This window comes from Streptomyces sp. NPDC097640, assembly GCF_040302705.1.
In the GTDB taxonomy this organism is placed as follows: domain Bacteria; phylum Actinomycetota; class Actinomycetes; order Streptomycetales; family Streptomycetaceae; genus Streptomyces.
The window spans coordinates 1-20,116 of the sequence record NZ_JBEOSB010000036.1; the positions used below are offsets into that span (position 1 = coordinate 1).

Annotated in this window: 1 protein-coding gene; it reads left to right on the plus strand. The window is 74.9% G+C overall.

Annotated features, from left to right (window positions below):
* A partial coding sequence (locus ABTY62_RS40145) for a non-ribosomal peptide synthetase/type I polyketide synthase (RefSeq protein WP_352134320.1) occupies positions 1 to 20,099 on the plus strand: 20,099 nt, incomplete at its 5' end.
* Positions 20,100 to 20,116 lie beyond the last annotated feature (17 nt).

Below are 20,116 nucleotides of genomic sequence, written 5' to 3' on the forward strand. Positions count from 1 at the left end.
TGGACTGGTCGGCCGGGGCGGTCGAGCTGCTGGTCGAGCAGCGGGCGTGGCCCGAGCTGGACCGGCCGCGCCGCGCCGGGGTGTCCTCGTTCGGGGCCAGCGGCACCAACGCGCATGTGATCGTCGAGCAGCCGCCCGGGGACACGGAGGATGCCGCCGAGGACGAGCCGGTCGCGCCGCCCCCGCTGCCGGTCGTGCTGTCCGGCGTGACCGAGGCGGCGCTGCGCAGCCAGGCGCGGCGTCTGCTGCACTGGATGGAGGCCCGCCCGGAGCTGATTCCGGCGGACGTCGGGCTCTCCACCGTCACCACACGGTCGGCGCTCGAGCACCGCGGGGTCGTCATCGCCGGGGACCGCGCCGAACTGCTGAGGGACCTGACCGCCCTGGCGGAGGACCGGCCGTCGCCGAGGGTGGTCGAAGGGGCCGTCGCCCCGGAATCCGGCGTGGTGTGGGTCTTCCCCGGACAGGGGGCGCAGTGGGCCGGGATGGCACGGGAACTGCGCGCCTTTTCCCCGGTGTTCGCCGCGCGGATGGACGCGTGCGAGGAGGCCCTGAGCGGCCTGGTCGACTGGTCGCTGCGGGAGGTCATCGACGACGAGGCGGCGCTGACACGGGTGGATGTGGTGCAGCCCGCGCTGTGGGCGGTCATGGTCTCGCTGGCCGAGCTGTGGCGCTCCGCCGGGCTGGTGCCGTCCGCCGTCGTGGGCCACTCCCAGGGCGAGATCGCCGCCGCCTGCGCGGCCGGCGGCCTGTCCCTGGAGGACGGCGCCCGGGTGGTCGCCCTGCGCTCCAAGGCGCTGCTGGAGCTCGCCGGCGAGGGCGGCATGGTGTCCCTGGCCCGGTCCGCCGACGAGACCCGTGCCCTGCTGGATCCCTGGGACGGGCGGATCTCCGTCGTCGCCCTCAACGGACCCCGCTCGACGGTGGTCTCCGGCGAGCCGGAAGCGCTGGACGCGTTACTGGCACACTGCGAGCGGGAGGGGATCCGAGCCCGCCGCATCCCGGTGGACTACGCCTCGCACTCGGCCCACGTCGAGAAGATCCGCGACCGGATCCTCCACGACCTGGCCGGCATCAGCCCCCGCTCCGGGGCACTGCCCTTCCACTCGACCCTCACCGGCGAAGTCCTGGACACCACCGCGCTCGACGCCGCGTACTGGTACCAGAACCTCCGCAACACCGTTCGCTTCGAGTCCGTGATCCGCGATCTGCTGACCGAGGGATACCGGACCTTCGTCGAATGCAGCCCGCACCCCGTCCTGACCGTCGGCATCGAGGAGACCGCGCTCCAGGCCGACCACGATGTCGTCGTCGCCGGCTCGCTGCGCCGCAACGAGGACTCGGCCCGGCAGTTCCTGCTGTCCATGGCCGAACTGCACACCCAGGGCGTTCCGGTGGACTGGAGCCACCTCTTCGAGGGCACCGGTGCCCGCACCGTGGAGCTGCCCACCTACGCCTTCCAGCCCAGAAACTACTGGCTGAAGCCTCGGCGGCCGCTGCTGAGCACCTCCGTCGAGCTGGCCGACGGCGATCGGACGGTGCTGACCGGCCGGCTGTCCCTGCGGGCCTGCCCGTGGCTGGCCGACCACCGGGTGCGCGGCCGGGCCGTGGTACCGGGGACCGCCCTCCTGGAGATGGCGCTGCACACCGGGTACGCGGTGGACGAGCTCACCCACCAGGCCCCCGTGATCCTGCCCGAGGAGGGCGACGTCGAGATCCAGCTGCTGGTGGGCCCCGCCGACGACGGCGGCCACCGGCCCCTGCGGCTGTACGCCCGCGGCCCGGAGACCGACTGGCGGCTGCACGCGACCGGCGCGCTGGCCGAGGCCGACGGGCCGGTGGCCGCGGCGGCACCGGCCATCGGGGCGTGGCCGCCCGCGGCCGCCGAGCGGGTCGACCTCACCTCCTGGTACGAGGATCTGGCCGCCCAGGGGCTGGAGTACGGGCCCGGCTTCCGGGGCCTGCGGGCGCTGTGGCGGCGCGGCGGTGAGCTGTTCGCCGAGGTGGCCCTGGCCGCGCCGAACCGCCCCGCACTGCTGGACGCCGCCCTGCACGCGCTGGACCTGAAGACCGCACCGGCGCTGCCGTTCTCGTGGAGCGACGTGCGGTGGCTGGATCGGGACGCGGCGGCTGAGCTGTCCACGGTGCGGGCGCGGCTCACCCCGCTGGATGACGGTTCGGTGGCCCTGAGGATCGCCGACGGCACCGGCCGCGCCGTGCTGTCCGTCGGCTCCCTGGCGCTGCGCCCCCTCGGCTCCGACCTCGACGACACCGCGGAACCCGGCGCACTGTACGAGCTGAGCTGGCTCCCCGCGCGGCCGGACGGACCGGGTACCGGGCCGGCGGCCGACATGCCGGACGTCACGGTGCTGCGCTGCCCGTCCGCCGACGGACAACCGCCCGCCAGGGTCCAGGCGGTGACCTCCGCCGTCCTCGAGGAACTGAAGCACTGGCTCGCCGAGACGGAAACCGGCGACGGGCGCCTGGTGGTGGCGACCAGCCGGGCCGTGGCGTCCGGCGCCGACGCGGAGGTGGACCCTGCCGCGGCCGCGGTGTGGGGTCTGGTGCGGTCGGCCCAGACGGAGCACCCGGGCCGGATCGTCCTCGTCGACACCGGCAACACCAGCGACATGGACGGTCTGGCACGGTCGCTGCCGTCGGTGCTCGCCCGCGGCGAGCCGCAGCTCCTGGTGCGCGACGGCGAGATCCGCGTGCCGAGGCTGACCCGCCTCCAGGCGACCGGAACACCCGACGCCGCCCGCTTCCCCGCCGACGGCACGGTGCTCGTCACCGGGGCCTCGGGCACCTTGGGCGGACTGGTGGCACGGCACCTGGTCGCCGAGCACGGAGTCCGCGACCTGCTGCTGGTGAGCCGCGGGGGAGCGCCCGCGCTCGCCGACGAGCTGATCGCGATGGGCGCGCGGGCGACATCGGCGAGATGCGATGTCGGCGACCGCGACGCGCTCGCCGAGCTGCTGGCGTCGATTCCGCGGGAGCGCCCGCTGCGCGGCGTCGTGCACGCCGCCGGGACGCTGGACGACGGGGTGATCGGCTCCCTGACGCCGGGACGGCTGCGGTCGGTGCTGGCGGCGAAGGCCGACGGCGCCTGGCATCTGCACGAGCTGACCCGCGACCTCGGTCTCTCCGCCTTCGTCCTGTTCTCCTCGGTGTCGGCCACGCTGGGCACCGCCGGGCAGGGCAACTACGCCGCCGCCAACGCCTTCCTGGACGCCCTGGCGCACCACCGCCGCGGCCTGGGGCTGCCCGCGGTGTCGCTGGGCTGGGGCCTGTGGGCCGAGCGCAGCGCCCTCACCGGCCGGCTCGACGAGGCCGACCTGGCGCGGCTGACCGGCGCCGGCGTGCGCCCGTTGGCCACCGACGCGGCCCTGGAACTCCTCGACGCCGCCCTGGGAGCGGACCGCGCCCATCTGCTGCCGGTCCGGCTGGACCCCACCGCCCAGGACTCCACGGTGGGCACCCCGCCGCTGTTCCGGGAGCTGGCCCCGGCCCCGCGCCGCCGGTCCCCCGCCCCCGCCCCCGCCCCCGTCCCCGTCCTCTCCGCCGTCACCACCTCCACAGGCGACGACCCGAGGGACGTCCCGGTGGCGGAACGTGACCGCGTCGTCGGCGAGTTGGTGCTGCGGGAGGCCGCCGCGGCGCTGGGGCACGACACGGCTACCGAGATCGACCCCGACGTCGCGTTCCAGCGCCTGGGCTTCACCTCGCTGACCGCGCTGGAGCTGCGCAACAAGCTCAGTGCCCGCACCGGGCTGCGACTGCCCGCGACCATGGTCTTCGAGCACCGCACGCCCCGGGCGCTGGCCGGCTTCCTGGCCGGCCGGATCTTCGACGGCGAGCAGGGGGCCGCGGCCGTCACGGGCGGCGCGGCGGCCGAGGAGAGCCCGGACGACCTCATCGCCGTCGTCGGTGTCGCCGGGCGCTATCCGCTGGCCGGGACCGTGGGCGAGCTGTGGGACAACCTGGCCCGGGGCCGGCACTGCGTCCGGGAGGTTCCTGCGGACCGCTGGGAGGCGGACGCGCACTACGACCCGGCCGGGGCGGACGCCTCGTACAGCAAGTGGGCCGGGTTCATCGACGACGTCGACGCGTTCGACCCGCTGTTCTTCCACATCGCCCCCGCGGACGCCGAGGCGATGGACCCCCAGGAACGCCTGTTCCTCCAGACCGCCGCGGCGACCCTTGAGGACGCCGGCTATCCGGCGGCCGCGCTCGCCGCCCAGGGGCCGGTCGGCGTCTTCGTCGGCGTGATGAGCAGCGACTACGAATGGATGGGCGGCGCGGCGAACGCGCTCGGCGTCCCCACGGACGCCCACTCCCACCACTGGTCGGTCGCCAACCGGGTGTCGCACTTCTTCGACTTCACCGGTCCCAGCCTCGCGGTGGACACCGCGTGCTCGGCCTCGCTGACGGCGGTCCATCTGGCCTGCCAGAGCATCAGGACGGGCGAGTGTGCCGCCGCGCTCGCGGGCGGCGTCAACCTGATCCTGCACCCGAAGCACCTGCGCGGCCTGGCCCAGGCCGGGATGCTGTCGCGCGACGACCGGCTCAAGGCCTTCGGCGCCGACGCGGACGGCTTCGTCGACGGCGAGGGCGTCGGCGCCGTCCTGCTCAAGCCGCTGGCGGCCGCGGTCGCCGACCAGGACCGCATCCTCGGTGTGATCCGCGGCTCGGCCATCAACTCGGGCGGCGACGCCGGCGGTTACACCGTGCCGAGCGCGCAGGCCCAGGCTCAGGTGATCCGCGGAGCGCTGGGCCGCGCCCGGGTGGATCCGGACACCATCGGCTATGTGGAGGCGCACGGCACCGGCACCCTGCTCGGCGACCCGATCGAGATCGCGGGCCTGGCCGAGGCCTTCGGCGGACGCGTCGACCCGGCGCGCCGTGCGGAGCGGCCCAAGGTCGCGGTCGGCTCGGTGAAGTCCAACATCGGCCACCTGGAGTCGGCGGCCGGCATCGCCGGGCTGACCAAGGTGCTGCTACAGCTCCGCCACCGGCAGTTGGCGCCCTCGCTGCACTCGGCGCGCCGCAACCCGGAGATCGACTTCGACACCACCCCGTTCGAGGTGCAGCAGACCCTCGAGCCCTGGACCCCGCCGGACCGGCCCGGCGCCGACGGCGACCAGCTGCCGCTGCGCGCCGTCGTCAGCTCCTTCGGCGCGGGCGGCTCCAACGCCTGTGTGGTCATGGAGGAGTACGTTCCGGCCGGCTCGCCCCAGGAGCCGGCGGAGGACGGGCGGCAGCAGTTGCTGGTGGTCTCCGCCAAGAGCGAGGACCGGCTGCGCGCGTACGCGGCTGACCTGGCGGAGTTCCTGCGCGGCAGCGCCCCGGGGCGGACGGCGGCGCCCCAGGAGGCGTCGGCGGATGCCGGGCGCCTGTGCCTGCGGCTGGCCGCGGAGCTGGCCGGCCTGGCACCGGACTCCCTCGACCTCACCACCGATCTGGTCGACTGCGGGTTCGACCTGGCCCAGCGCGCCCGCTACCACGCACTGCTCGCCGCGGAACTCGGCACCGAACTGCCCGAGGCCGCCCTGGCGGCGGACACCATCGGAGCGCTGGCCGAGGCGGTGGCCGGCCTCCTGCCGCCCGCGGAGGCCACCGGCGGACCGGGGCCGCGGCTCGCCGATGTCGCGCACACCCTCCAGTCGGGCCGTACCGCCCACGAGTTCCGGCTGGCGCTGACCGCCCGTTCGGTGGCCGAGGCCGCCCGGCTGCTGGCGTCGTACGCGGCCGGCGGCGCCGACGACCGGGTCGGCACCGGCCAGGGGACCCCGGCCCGGACACGGCTCTCCCACGACGAAGTCCTCGCCTTGGAGCAGGCGCTGACGCGGCGTGACCTGACGGCCGTGGCGGAGCGCTGGCTGACCGGAGCCGAGATCGACTGGTCGCGGATCACCTCCGCGGCCGCCCGCAGGATCGAGCTCCCCGGCTACCCGTTCGCCCGCAAACGCCTCTGGATCCCCCAACCGTCCGCCGCCGAGCCCGGGGCCGTCGCGGGCCGTCGCCCGGCCGCCGGGGCGGGCATCGACCCCGCCGTGACCCGGGTGCTGGCCGGGTACGAGGAACTGGGAGCGGTCTCCGTGTCCGGGGTGCTCGGCGCCTACCAGCGCATGGGCGTCTTCCGGAGCAGGGGCGAGCAGCACCGCGGCGACGAGCTGCGCGGCCGGCTCGGCATCCGGGACAAGTTCCAGCGGCTGCACGAAGCGCTGCTCGACCTCCTGACCGGGGCCGGGTTCCTGACCCGCGACGGCGACCGGCTCACCAGCACCGCCGCCGTGGACACGGTGGCGCCCGCCGAGGCGGCGGACCGCTGGGAGTCCGCGTTCGACCGGGTGGCGGCCGCCTACCCGGACATCGAGCCGACGGTCACCCTCAACCGGGAGTTCCTGCGGGTGTATCCGCAGCTCCTGCGCGGTGAGGTGGTGGGGACCGAGGTCATGTTCCCCGACTCCTCGATGGAGCTGGTGCGGGATCTCTACCAGGGCAACCCGCTCAGCGACTTCTTCAATGTGCTGGTGGCCCGGATGGTCCGCGACCACCTGGACGTCCGGCTGCCGCGGCTCAGCGGCGGCGAGACGATCGAGGTGGTCGAGCTGGGCGCCGGCACCGGTGCCACCAGCGAACGGGTGCTGCCCGTGCTGGCCGGCCACCCGGGCCGTGTGGGCTACACCTTCACCGACATCTCGCCGCGCTTCCTGGAGCACGGCCGCGAGCGGTTCGCGGGGGACTACCCGTTCGCGCGGTTCCAGCTGCTCAACCTGGAGCGCGGACTGGCCGAGCAGGGATTCACCCCGGGTTCGGCCGATCTGGTGCTGGCCACCAACGTCGTCCACGCCACGCGGAACCTGCGCGCCACCCTGCGTATGGCCAGGGACCTGCTCAAGCCCGGCGGCCGGCTGGTCCTCAACGAGCTGACCTCCATCAAGCCCTATCTCACCGTCGGCGGCGGTGTGATGGAGGGCTGGTGGCTGTTCGAGGACGGCGAGGTACGTATCCCCGGCTCGCCGCTGGCCACGGCCGAGAGCTGGGTCGGGCTGCTCGATGAAGAGGGCTACGCGAAGGTCGGGACACTCGGCGCCGAGGGGGCGGACCTGGGCCAGCATGTGCTGATCGCGGAGCGGCCCGAAGCCGCGCCGGTCGCAGCGCCGGCAATAACCACCACTCCCGAACCCATAACGACACCGGCGCGACCGGATGCGTCCGCGGCGGTGGCCGACCGTCTGGGGGAGCTGCTGGAGCGGGTCCTGAAGCTCGATGTGCGGATCGAGCCCGACCGTCCGCTGGTGGACTACGGGTTCGACTCGCTCAGCGGGATGAAGATCGTGGCGGCTGTGGACCGGACCTTCGGCGTCACGGTGCCGCTCGACGAGTTCTTCGTGCGTCCGACCCTGCGTGAGCTGGCCGACCACCTGGGCTCCCGCTGGCTCGCCGACGTGGGCACTCCCGCCCCCGTCGCGCCCACCCCCGTCCCCGCCGCCCCCGTTCCCCCGGTGCACGTCGGCGCCGCGTCCACGACACCGCCGCATCCCACAGCGGCGGCGGAGATGGTCCTGCGCCCCCGCGGGGACGCCGAGCAGACCACCCATCCGATGTCGGAGGGGCAGCGCGCCCTGTGGGTGATCGAGCAGATCGCGCCCGGAAACCATGCCTACAACCTGCCGCTCGCCTTCTGGCTCGACCGCGACGTCGACGTGCTCACCCTCCGCGTGGTCCTCCAGGACCTGCTCGACCGCCACGAGGAACTGCGCGCCACCGTGCGGACGGATGCGGACGGCATCCCGTACGTCCGGATCGCGGCCGAGCCGGAGCTGCCGTTCCAGCAGGTCTTCCTCACCTCCGTCGCGGACGGCGACCTGCGCGACCGGATCCGCACCGACATGCGGCGGCCCTTCGATCTGGGCCGGGGCCCGCTGCTGCGCGCGACGCTGTACACCCTCGGCGACGGCCGGCATGCGCTGCTCCTGAACGTCCATCACCTGGTGCTCGACGGACTGTCCATCCCCCTGCTGTTGGCAGAGGTGGAGCGCGGCTACCGCGCGCTCCGGGAAGGCCGCCCGCTCCCCGCCGACCGGCCCGCCCGCACGTTCGCCGACTTCACGGCCTGGCAGCGCGAGCTGCTGGCCGGGCCCGAGGTGGAGCGCCTGCGCGCCTACTGGGTCGAGCGGCTCAGGGGCCGGCAGACCACCGTGGCGCTGCCGCTGGACCGACCGCGCCCGCCCGTGCCCGGATTCCGGGGCGCCAGCGTGGCGGGCCGCGTCCCCGCGGCCGTGTCCGACCGCGCCCGCGCGCTGGCCACCGCGGCGGGCGCCTCGCTGTCCAGCACCATGCTGGCGTGCTACTTCGCACTGCTCCACCGCTACAGCGACCAGGCGGACATCGCCGTCGGCACACCCACGGCGAGCCGCCCGGCCGACGGCTACGACGACGTGCTCGGCTACTTCATGAACATGGTCGTGCTGGCTGAACGGGTCGACGGCCAGGAGACCTTCCGCGACCTGGTCCGCCGGATCCACCGGATGGTCCTGGGGGCGCTGGAACACAGCGCCTATCCGCTGATCACCCTCGCCGAGGAGCTGAAACGGGAGGCCCCCGGCGCCTGGGACGCGCCGTTCAACGTGGCCTTCTACTTCCACAACTGGGCGCGCGACATGCGCGCCGACGGCGTGGTGCGCGACAGGGTCGACGGCGTCCACCAGGAGGGCGAGTTCGACCTGACACTGGACCTGGTTGACCACCCGGACGGCTGCCGGTACACCCTCAAATACAACCCCGACGTGTTCGACGCCGCCACGGTGGAACGCCTCGGCGACCACTTCGTCACGCTGCTGGCATCAGCCGTCGGCGCACCCGGGACCGCGGTCGGCGACCTGGAGCTGCTGACCGACGACGAGCGCGCCCTGCTCGCCCCGCCCGCACCCGCCCACTACCCGGCCGACACCCTGGTCTGGGAGCTGGTGCGGCGTCAGGCCGAGGCCCGGCCCGAGGCGGTGGCGGTCCGCCATGCCGGAGCCGAGCTGTCCTACGGCGGGCTGCGGGAGCGGGTGGAGGCCCTCGCGGCCCGCCTCACCGCCGCCGGCGTCGGCCGGGGCCGCACCGTCGGCGTCCTCCTGCCGCGCGACGCGGACCTCCCGGTGGCGCTGCTCGCCGTGCAGGCCGCCGGCGGCGCGTACGTCCCACTCGACCCGGCCTACCCCGACCAGCGGCTGGCCTACATGGCGGAGGACGCCGGCCTGCACCTGCTGCTCACGCATTCCGTCGCCGAGGCGGCGTGGGGCCGCGCGGTGCCCCGGCTGCTCGTCGACGGGGAGCAGGAACCGCCCGCGGCCCCCTCGCCCGGACCCGCGGGGCCGTCGGACACCGCGTACGTCATCTACACCTCCGGCTCGACCGGCCGGCCCAAGGGCGTCCGCGTCCCGCACCGCGCGCTCACCAACTTCCTCTGGTCGATGGCGCGGGAACCCGGATTCGGACCGAGGGACACGCTCCTCGCCCTGACCACGGTCTGCTTCGACATCTCCGGTCTGGAGCTCTACCTGCCGCTGATCACCGGTGGCACGGTCGAGGTGCTGCCCGCCGAGGTCGCTCAGGACGGGCTGCGGCTGCGGGAGGCGGTCGAGCGCGGCACCGCCACCGTCATCCAGGCCACCCCGGCCACCTGGAGCATGCTGCTGGCCGCCGGGTGGCAAGGGGACCCCGGACTCACCGTGCTGTGCGGCGGCGAGGCACTGCCGTCCGACACCGCCGAGGCGCTGCTGGCCGGCAACCGCGAGGTGTGGAACCTCTACGGGCCCACCGAGACCACCATCTGGTCGGCGGCGAGCCGGCTCGGCCGGGGCGAGCCGGTCACCATCGGCACCCCGATCGCCAACACCCGGCTGTATGTGCTCGACGGCGCCCACCGACCGGCGCCGACCGGCGTCCCCGGCGAGCTGTACATCGGCGGCCACGGCGTGGCCGACGGCTACCTGGGCCGCCCCGAGCTGACGGGGGAGCGCTTCCTGCCCGACCCGTTCGCCACCGCGCCCGACGCGCGGATGTACCGCACCGGCGACCTGGTCCGCCGGCTCGCCGACGGGCGGATCGACTATCTGGGCCGCATGGACTCCCAGGTGAAGGTGCGCGGCTTCCGGATCGAACTGGAGGAGATCGAGGCCACCCTGCGCCGCCTGGACGGCGTCCGCCAAGCCGTCGTGGTGGCCCGCGGCCAAGGCGGCGGCGATCGCTCGCTGCTGGCCTGCTACGTGCTCGACGACGGCGCGGCCGACCCGGCCAGGGAACAGCTGGCGGCCTGGCTGCCGGCCCATATGCTCCCGGACGCGCTGATCCGGGTGACCGGCTTCCCGCACACTCTCAACGAGAAGGTCGACCGGACCACCCTGGCCACGCTGCCGCTCGCCGAGCTCCGGGCCCGCTTCGGCGCCCCCGACACCGGGCAGCCGCAGAGCCCGCACGAGCCCGCACGGCCCGCGGGGCGCACCGAGGCGCTGATCGCCGAACTGGCGCGGACGGTGAGCCGCCTGGGCGGGCTGCGCCCCGAGGAGATCGGCGCGCACACCCCCCTCGGCGAGGCGGGCATGAACTCGGTGAGTTTCACCGCGCTCAGCACCGAACTGCGCACGGCGTACGGGATCGAGGTCTACCCGACGCTGTTCTACCGCCGGGGCACGCTGGCCGCGCTGGCCGAGCACCTGTGGGAGCACCACCCTGCGGAGCTGGTCGCGCGGCTCGGCACCGCCGCCGAGTCGCTCATCACCGCACCGCCCCCCGCCGAGGCCCCGGCCGACCGACGGCGCGGTGGCGACATCGCGGTCATCGGCATGGCCGGGCGCCTGCCGGGCTCGGCCGACCTCAAGGAGTTCTGGGACCACCTGGCCGCCGGGGACGATCTGGTGGGCGAGGTCCCCGCGGACCGCTGGGACTGGCGCGGCCGCCCGGGCTCCCGCTGGGGCGGCTTCGTCCCCGACGTGGACTGCTTCGACGCCGCCTTCTTCGGGATCTCCCCGCGGGAAGCGGAACTGATGGACCCGCAGCAGCGGCTGCTGCTGGAAGCGGTCTGGTCGGCCGTCGAGGACGCCGGCTACCGGCCGTCCGAGCTGGCCGGCAAGCGCGTCGGGGTGTTCATCGGGGTCGCGAACGCCGACTACCTGGAGATGCAGCGGGCCGCCGGATGCGCCCCCCAGGCCCACACCGCCACCGGCGCGGCGCTGTCGGTCATCCCCAACCGGGTCTCCTACCTGCTGGACCTGCGCGGCCCCAGCATGGCCGTGGACACCGCCTGCTCCGGCTCGCTCACCGCCGTCCACCAGGCGTGTGCCGCGCTCCGCGACGGCACCTGCGACCTGGCCATCGCGGGCGGGGTCAACCTCATCCTCTCGCCGACCGTGTACGAGGCGCTGAGCCAGGGCGAGATGCTCAGCCCCGACGGCCGCTGCAAGACCTTCGACAGCGGGGCCGACGGATATGTCCGCGGTGAGGGTGCCGGCGTCGTACTGCTCAAGCCGGACGACCGGGCCGAGCACGACGGCGACGCCGTGCACGCGGTGATCAAGGCGGTCGCGGCCAACCACGGCGGCCGGACCACCTCGCTCACCGCCCCCAACCCGGACGCCCAGGCCGACCTGCTGGTCGAGGCGTACCGCGCCGCCGGGGTGGAGCCGGAGACCGTCGGCTACATCGAGGCACACGGCACCGGCACCGCGCTGGGCGACCCGATCGAGACGACCGGGCTGAGCACCGCCTTCCGCCGGCTGCGCGCCGAGCACGGCACGGCCGCGGCGCCCGGCTGCGCCATCGGGTCGGTCAAGACCAACATCGGCCACCTGGAGGCCGCCGCGGGCATCGCCGGGCTCTTCAAAGCCGTGCTCGCGCTGCGGCACGGCACCATCCCCGCCAGCCTGCACCTGAGGGAGCACAACCCCTATCTGGAGCTGGACGGCGGCCCCTTCGAGATCGCCGCCACCACCCGGCCCTGGCCACGGCCGTGCGATGCCGCGGGAAACGAGCTGCCGCGCCGCGCCGGGGTCAGTTCCTTCGGCTTCGGCGGGGCCAACGCACACCTCGTGCTGGAGGAACCGACCATGCGGGACACCCGCGCCGAGGACGCGGCGGAGCAGCTGTTCGTGCTCTCCGCCCGTACCCCCGAGGCACTGCGGACCGCCACCGAGCGGCTCGCCGACCACCTGGCGGATCAGCAGGTCCCGCCGGGCGACCTCGCCTACACCCTTCAGGTGGGCCGCGAGGCGATGCCCCACCGGCTCGCCGTGGTGGCGGGCGGCGTGGCCGGGTTGCGCGCCGAGCTGGTCGAGCATCTCGCCGGCCGGCCCTCGGCGGTGCGCACCGGCCAGGCCGAGCGGGGTCAGACCCCGCGGACGGCGACCGTGACCCAGGAGTCCGCCGTCCTCGCCCGCGAGTGGCTCGCGGGCGCCGAGGTCGACTGGCCGGCCCTGCACCGGGGCGCCGACCGGCGCCGGGTGCATCTGCCCAGCTACCCGTTCGCCCGCACCCGGCACTGGTTCACCCCGGCACCACAACAGGAACCGGCCGCCGCCCGGCTCCACCCGACCCTGCTGGACGCCGAAGTCCCCGCCCCCGACGGACGGGCCTACGCCAAGACGCTCACGGGGGAGGAGTTCTTCCTGCGCGACCACGTTGTCGGCGGCGAGCCGGTGCTCGCCGGGGTGGCGTACCTGGAGATGGCCCGGCTGGCCGGCGAACTGGCCACCGGCCGGCCGGTGCGCGGAGTCGACGGCCTGGTGTGGGCGGCCCCCATCCGGCTCCCCGCGTCAGGCGAGCGACGGGTCGTGGTCCGGCTCGACGGGACGTCATTCGAGGTGCGCACCGACGGGGACGGCTCCCCGGTGCACGCCCACGGCACCCTGCTGCCGGGCGAGCCCGAAGACCGTCCGCACCGCGTCGACGTGGCGGGCGTCCGGTCGCGCTGCCCGGACGTCCACGGCGGTGCCGACTGCTACCGGCTCTACTCCCGGCTGGGCTTCGACTACGGGCCCGGCTTCCAGGTGATCGAAGAACTCGCCCTGGGGGAGCGCGAGGCGCTGGCGAGCCTTAGGCTTCCCGCCGAGCGGATGGCGGACGCGGATGACTACGCCTTCCACCCCTCGCTCCTCGACGCCGCCCTCCAGACGGCGAGCAGGCTCGCCCCCGGCGCGAGCGACCCGGGCAACCCCCTGCTCCACCTGCCGTTCTCGCTGGGCACGGTCCGCCGGTACGCCCGACTCCCCGAGCACGTGTACGCCTACGCCACCCCCTCCACGCGCCCGGCCGCACCGGGAACGCTCTGCTTCGATGTGGCGCTGCTGGACCGCGCCGGCGAGGTGGTCGCGGCGATCGAGTCCTTCACTCTCCGGGCGGTGCCCGACGGCGACGCGGTGACCGCGTTCGAGCCGCTGTGGCAACCGGCCCCGTCGGCCCGGCGCGAGCTCGACGGCACCGTGCTGGTGCTGGACGCCGGTTCCTCGGGGCACGCGGTGAGCGCCGCGCTGACGGCGGCGGGCATGGCCCCCCAGCGGATCGAGCTGGGAGCCGGCTTCGACCCCGACGCGGCGGTCCGGGCCGGGCAACCGGACCCCGTCCACGTGGTGCACCTGGCGGGCGAGGACGCCCGGCCCGGCAGTGCGGTGGAACACGGATTCCACGCGGCCGCGGCCTTCCTCCAGGCCTGGCAGCGGGAACGGCGCGGCGCGCTGCGCTACCTCTACGTACACCGCGAACCGGCCGCCTCGCCCGCCCATCCGGCGATGGCCGCGTTCGCCCGCTCGGTGCGCCGGGAGCTCCCGTCGGCCGACTTCCGGGTACTGACCGTCGGGGCGGGACCGCTCACCGACGCCGTGGTCGCGGAACTCGGCGCCGAAGCCGAGGCCGAGGTGCGCGTCGACGCCACGGGCCGGACCCGTCGCGCCTGGCGCCGGGTGAGCCTCCCGGCCGCCACCGGGCGGGTGTTCACCGGCCCCGGCGCCCATGTGATCACCGGAGGCACCGGTGCGCTGGGCCTGCTGCTCGCCGAGCGCATCACCGCGGTACGGCGCGTCGCGGGGGTGTCCGGCGGCGGCGTCGTGCTCGCTTCCAGGACCGCGCCCGGCCCCGAGGCCCGCGCCCGCATCGAGGCCATCGGGGCCGAGGTGGTTCAGGCCGACGTCAGCGACGCCGCGGCGGTGCGCGCGCTGGTCGCCGAGGCCCGTCGGCTGCACGGCTCGGTCAGCGGCGTGCTGCACGCCGCCGGGGTGCTCAGGGACGGCCTCCAGCGGCGCAAGGAGCGGGCCGACGCGGAGGCGGTGCTGGCCGCCAAGGTGCACGGGACGGTGCTGCTGGACGAGGCCACGCGGGACGAACCGCTGGACTACTTCGTGGCCTTCTCCTCCGCGGCGGCGGCGTTCGGCAACATCGGGCAGACCGACTACGCCTTCGCCAACGCCTTCCTCGACCACTTCGCCGAGCAGCGGGAGGAGCAGCGCCGCCGCGGAGCGCGTCAGGGCCGCACCCTCGCCGCCGCCTGGCCGGTCTGGACCGAGGGCGGCATGCGGATCGACGCCGACGGCGAGCGGGAGATGGCCCGGCAGACCGGCATGCGCCCGCTGCGCACCGCGCCGGCTCTGGACGCGCTGGAGCGCGCCCTGGCCGGCACCGCGCCCCGACTGCTGCTCGCCCCGGGCGACCCGGCCCGGATCCTGACCGCCCTCAACGCGACGGCCGGCCGACCGGGTTCGGAGCAGGCGGCCCCCCGGCCCGCCGCCGCACCCCCGGCCGGCGCGGACACGCGCGCCGAGGCCGAGCAACTGGTGCTCCGGATCATGGCGGAGGCGCTCAAGCTCCCCGAGACACAGATCGCGGCCACCGAGCCCTTCGACCACTACGGCGTCGACTCCCTGATCACGCTGAGCGTGACCCGGCGGCTCGAAGAGCGCTTCGGCCCCCTGCCGAAGACCCTGCTCTTCGAGTACGTGACCGTCCGTGAGCTGGCCGAGCACCTCGCCACCGCCCACCCCGACGCGTTCACCGCGCCCGCCGCCGAGGACGAGCCCACCGACGAGGAGACCGGCACCCCCGCGGCCGCCCGTCCGGCCGCCACCGGCGACGACATCGCCATCATCGGCGTCGCCGGCCGCTATCCGCAGGCCGACGACGTGGACGAGTTCTGGCGCAATCTGCGCGCCGGCCGCGACTCCATCGAGGAGGTACCGGCCGACCGGTGGAACCACGACCTGTTCTACGACCCGGAGAAGTCGGCCCCCGGCAAGACGTACGGCAGGTGGGGCGGGTTCATCCGCGGCGCGGACCGCTTCGATCCGCTGTTCTTCCGGATGTCACAGATCGAGGCGGAGCACACCGACCCGCAGGAGAGGGTCTTCCTGGAGACCGTCTGGCACCTGCTGGAGGACGCCGGCTACACCCGCGACCAGCTGCGCACCTCCCGGACCGGCGTCTTCGTGGGCATGATGTACGGGCAGTACCAGCTGTACGGCGTCCAGGAGGCGCTGCGCGGCGAGGGCCTGCCCCCGCACTCGTCCTTCGCCTCGGTCGCCAACCGGGTGTCGTACTTCTTCGACTTCTCCGGGCCCAGCGTCGCCGTGGACACCATGTGCTCGTCCGCGCTGGTCACCATTCACCAGGCGTGCCTGGCCATCCGCAACGGTGACTGTGACGTGGCCGTCGCCGGCGGGGTCAACATCACCAGCCACCCGGCGAAATACCTGCAATTGGCGTGGCGCGGATTCCTCGCCGAGGACGGCCGCTGCCGCAGCTTCGGCGAGGGCGGCACCGGATACGTCCCGTCCGAGGGCTCCGGCGCGGTTCTGCTCAAGCGCCTCGACGCGGCACTGGCCGACGGAGACCGGATCCTTGCCGTGGTCAAGGCGTCAGCGGTCAACCACGGCGGCTCGGGGCGCGGGTTCAACGTGCCCAACCCAAAGGCCCAGGGCGACCTGGTGCGGACCGCGCTCGACCGCGCGGGGCTGCGCCCCGCCGACCTGGACTACCTGGAAGCACACGGCACCGGCACGGCACTCGGCGACCCGGTGGAGATCGCCGGCATGATGCGGGCGTTCCAGGGCGACGTCCCCGAGCTGCTGCCGATCGGTTCGGTGAAGTCCGCCATCGGACACGCCGAGTCGGCGGCCGGGGTCGCCGCGGTCACCAAGGTGCTGCTCCAGATGCGCCACGGTGAGCTGGCCCCTTCGCTGCACGCCGACCAGCTCAACGCGAACATCGACTTCCCGGCGACCCCGTTCCGGGTCCAGCGCGAGCCGGCACCCTGGCCGCGCCGGGTCCGCGAGGACGGCGCCCCGCGGCCCAGGACCGCGGGAGTGAGCTCCTTCGGCGCGGGCGGCACCAATGCCCACGTCATCCTTCAGGAGTACCTCGGCGAGCCGGAGCCACGGACCCGCGCGGCCGGCCCGCAGTTGGCGGTGGTGTCCGCCCGGGACGGCGAGCGGCTGGTCACCCAGGCACGCCGGCTCGCGGCCCACCTGCGCGCCGAAGGCGCCGAGGCGGCGCCTGAGCAGGTCGCCTGGACCCTCCAGCGGGGCCGTGAGGCCATGGCCCACCGGGTCGCCGTGCTCTTCCACGACCTCCCGGAACTGGCCGCGCGCCTCGACGAGTTCGCGGCCGGCGGTGCCCCGGACGGCAGCTGGACCGGCGTGGTCGACCCCCGCGACCCGGCCGCGGGGGACCCGCTGCCGCCGGACCCCACGGCATACGCCGCCGCTTGGAGCTCGGGCCGGGCCGTCGACTGGCCGGCCCTGCACGGGGGCTCGCTCCCCGGCCGGGTGGCGCTGCCCGGCTACCCCTTCGGCGGCGAACGGGTCCGGCTGGCGGCGGCCGACGCCGAGCTGGCCGCCCTGGAGCCCGGCGAGGCCGGGGAAGCCGGGGAAGCCGGGGAGGGGCTTCTGCTGACCCGGCACTGGGTCCCCGCCAAGCCCGCGGAACGCACCGCCCTGCCCGGCCGGACCGCCGTCCTCACCATGCCGGGCACCGAGGCGCTGGCCGCCCGGCTGGCCGCCGCACTGCCCGCCGCCGAGATACTCGACTACGAACGGCTCGTCGCCGACCTCGCCGCCACCGGCACCCGCTGGGACCGCTTCGACGCCGTGGTCGACCTGGCCGGCTGCGCCGACCCGTCCCTGCCCCCCGCCCACTCCCAACTGCCCACCTGGCTGCGGTGGATGCAGCACCTGGTCGACCACGGGCGGCGCGGGCTGTCCGCGCTGCTGGTCTCCCGGCGCACCGAAGCCGCCCCCGACGGTCCGGCCGGCCTCGGCGGGGCGGCCAGGGTGGGGCTGTACCGGATGCTCCAGAGCGAGTACGGCCATCTGCGCTCCCGTCACCTCGACACCGGACATCACGCCACGGACGAGCAGCTGTGCCGCTGGGTGGCCGACGAACTCGGCAGCGACGGGGACCAGGCCGAGGTCGCCTACCGCGACGGCGTCCGCCACCGGGCCGAGCTGCGCGAACTGCCCGACGCCCCGAGGAGGAGGCTGCGGTTCCCCGACGGCCAGGTGCTGTGGGTGACCGGTGGCACGCGCGGCATCGGGCTGCTGACCGCCCGGCACTTCGTCGCCCGGCACGGCGTCCGCAAGCTGGTCCTCACCGGCCGGGAGGAGCTGCCGACCCGCGCCGAGTGGGCGGCGCACATCGCCGCCGGCGGCCCGCTCGGACACAAGCTGCGCCCGCTCGCCGAACTGGCCGACCAGGGAGTGGAGCTGGAGTGCCTCGCCCTGCCGCTGGAGGAGAAGGAGACCGTCGCCAAGGCGGTGGAGGAGGTCAAGCTGAGGCTGGGCCCGATCGGCGGCGTGATCCACAGCGCGGGCGTCACCGACGCCGAGAACCCCGCGTTCGTACGGAAGCCGCAGACCGCCATCGGCCGGGTGCTCGGCCCGAAGGTCTTCGGCCTCGACTCACTCGTGGCGTGCTTCCGCCATGAGCCGCTGACCCTGTTCGTGCTGTACTCGTCCGTCGCCGCCGCCGTCCCCGCGCTGGCGGTCGGCCAGAGCGACTACGCCATGGCCAACGCCTACCTGGACGCGGTGGCCGAGGCCCGTCCCCATGGGCTGCCGCTGGTCAGTGTGCAGTGGCCGAGCTGGCGCGACACCGGCATGGGGGCGGTGCGCAGCGCCGCCTACCAGGCGACCGGGCTGGCCACGCTCTCGGACGAGCAGGGGCTCGCCCTGCTGGAGCGGGCGCTCACCAGCGGCGCCCGGGTGGTCATGCCCGCGCTGGCGCGGCCGGACGCCGTATGGCGCCCCGAGCGGTGGACGCACCGGCGCCTGACCCCCGCCGCCGAGGCGGCGGCCCCCGCCCCCGCCCCGGCGGCGCCGACCGCACCCGCGGCCGGAGCCGTCCAGGGCGCGGTCGGCGCGGTGACCTCATGGCTGCTCGACCGGCTCGCGGCGGAACTGCGGTTCGACCGGGCCCGGCTCAGCGGCGATGTGCCGGTGCACGACTACGGCATCGACTCGATTCTGGTCGCCCAGCTCGTCCAGACCCTCTCCCAGAAGCTCGACGTGCCGATCGACCCCTCGGCGCTGCTGGAGCACCCGACCGCCGACGGGTTCGCGGCGTACCTCGCCGAGCACCACGGGGAGGAACTGGCCGCCGCCTTCGGCGAGGCCCCGACCGGCCCGCCGGCGGCCGCGGCACCGGTGGCCCCCGCAGCCTCGGTCGACCATGTCGGAGCCGAAGCGGCCCCCGCCGCGGCATCGCCCGGCGGGGAGCCGGGCCCCGCCACCGAGGCCATCGCGGTGGTCGGCCTGTCCTGCCGGTTCCCCGAGGCCGCCTCCGCCGACGCGTACTGGGAGCTGCTGCGGCAGGGCCGGTCCGCGCTGCGGCCCATCCCCGAGCAGCGCTTCGGCCACCCGATGGGCTACCACGCCGGGCTGCTGGACGAGGTGCTCCGCTTCGACCCGGGGTCGTTCCTGCTGTCCGAGGAGGACGTGGCGGCCATGGATCCGCAGGCGCTGCTGCTCCTCGAAGAGGTGAACCGGGCCGTGCACCACGCCGGGTACCGGCCCGCCGAGCTCAAGGGAGGCCGGGTCGGCGTGTACGTCGGCGGCCGGACGGCCCATATGCCGGACGAGACGCGGCTGGGACGGGCGAAGAACCCGGTGGTGGCCACCGGCCAGAACTACCTCGCCGCGAACATCTCGCAGTTCTTCGACTTCCGCGGCCCCAGCCTGGTGGTCGACACCGCCTGCTCCTCCGCGCTGGTGGCGATGGAGACGGCCGCGCGGGCACTGCGCGCCGGGGATGTCGAGTCGGCCGTGGTCGCCGGGGTCGGCCTGCTGGGCAGCCACCGGCCGTATCAGGTCTTCGGGCAGCGCGGACTGCTCAACCCGGGAGCCGAGTTCCACATGTTCGACCGCAGGGCGGCCGGGCTGATCCTCGGCGAGGGCGTCGGCGTCGTCGTCCTCAAGCCGCTGGCCAGGGCGCGGGCCGACGGGGACCGCGTGCTCGCGGTCCTGAAGGGCATCGCGGTGAACAACGACGGCCGGACCGCGGGACCGGCCACGCCGAACCTCCAGGCGCAGAAGGAGGTGATGGCCCAGGCGCTGGCACGCAGCGGCCACGACCCGCGGGACATCGGCTGGGTGGAGGCCAACGGCTCCGGATCGACCGTCACCGACCTGCTGGAACTCAAGGCGGTGGAGGCGGTCTACCGCACCGGCTCCACGCAGCCGGTCGCCCTCGGCTCCATCAAGCCCAACATCGGTCACCCGCTGGCCGCCGAGGGGATCGCCGCGTTCATCAAGGTGGTGCTGATGCTGCACCACCGGGAGCAGGTGCCGTTCCGCTCGGCCCAGGAGCCGCCGGCCCACTTCGACCTGGCCGCCTCGCCGCTCTACTTCCCCCGGGAGCCCCGGCCGTGGCCCGAGACCGCCCAGGTCGCCGCGATCAACTGCTTCGCCGACGGCGGCACCAACGCCCACCTGCTGCTCGCCCCCGCACCCGGAGGTCATCACCACACCAGGGAACCGCTCCCCGAGCCCGAACTGAACCGGAGGACCGTCATCAGAGGGACCGCTGAACCCGCGGCGGCCGCCGCGGGACTGTTCTGGGACAACTACCGGTGAACGCGCCGGCGTTCGCC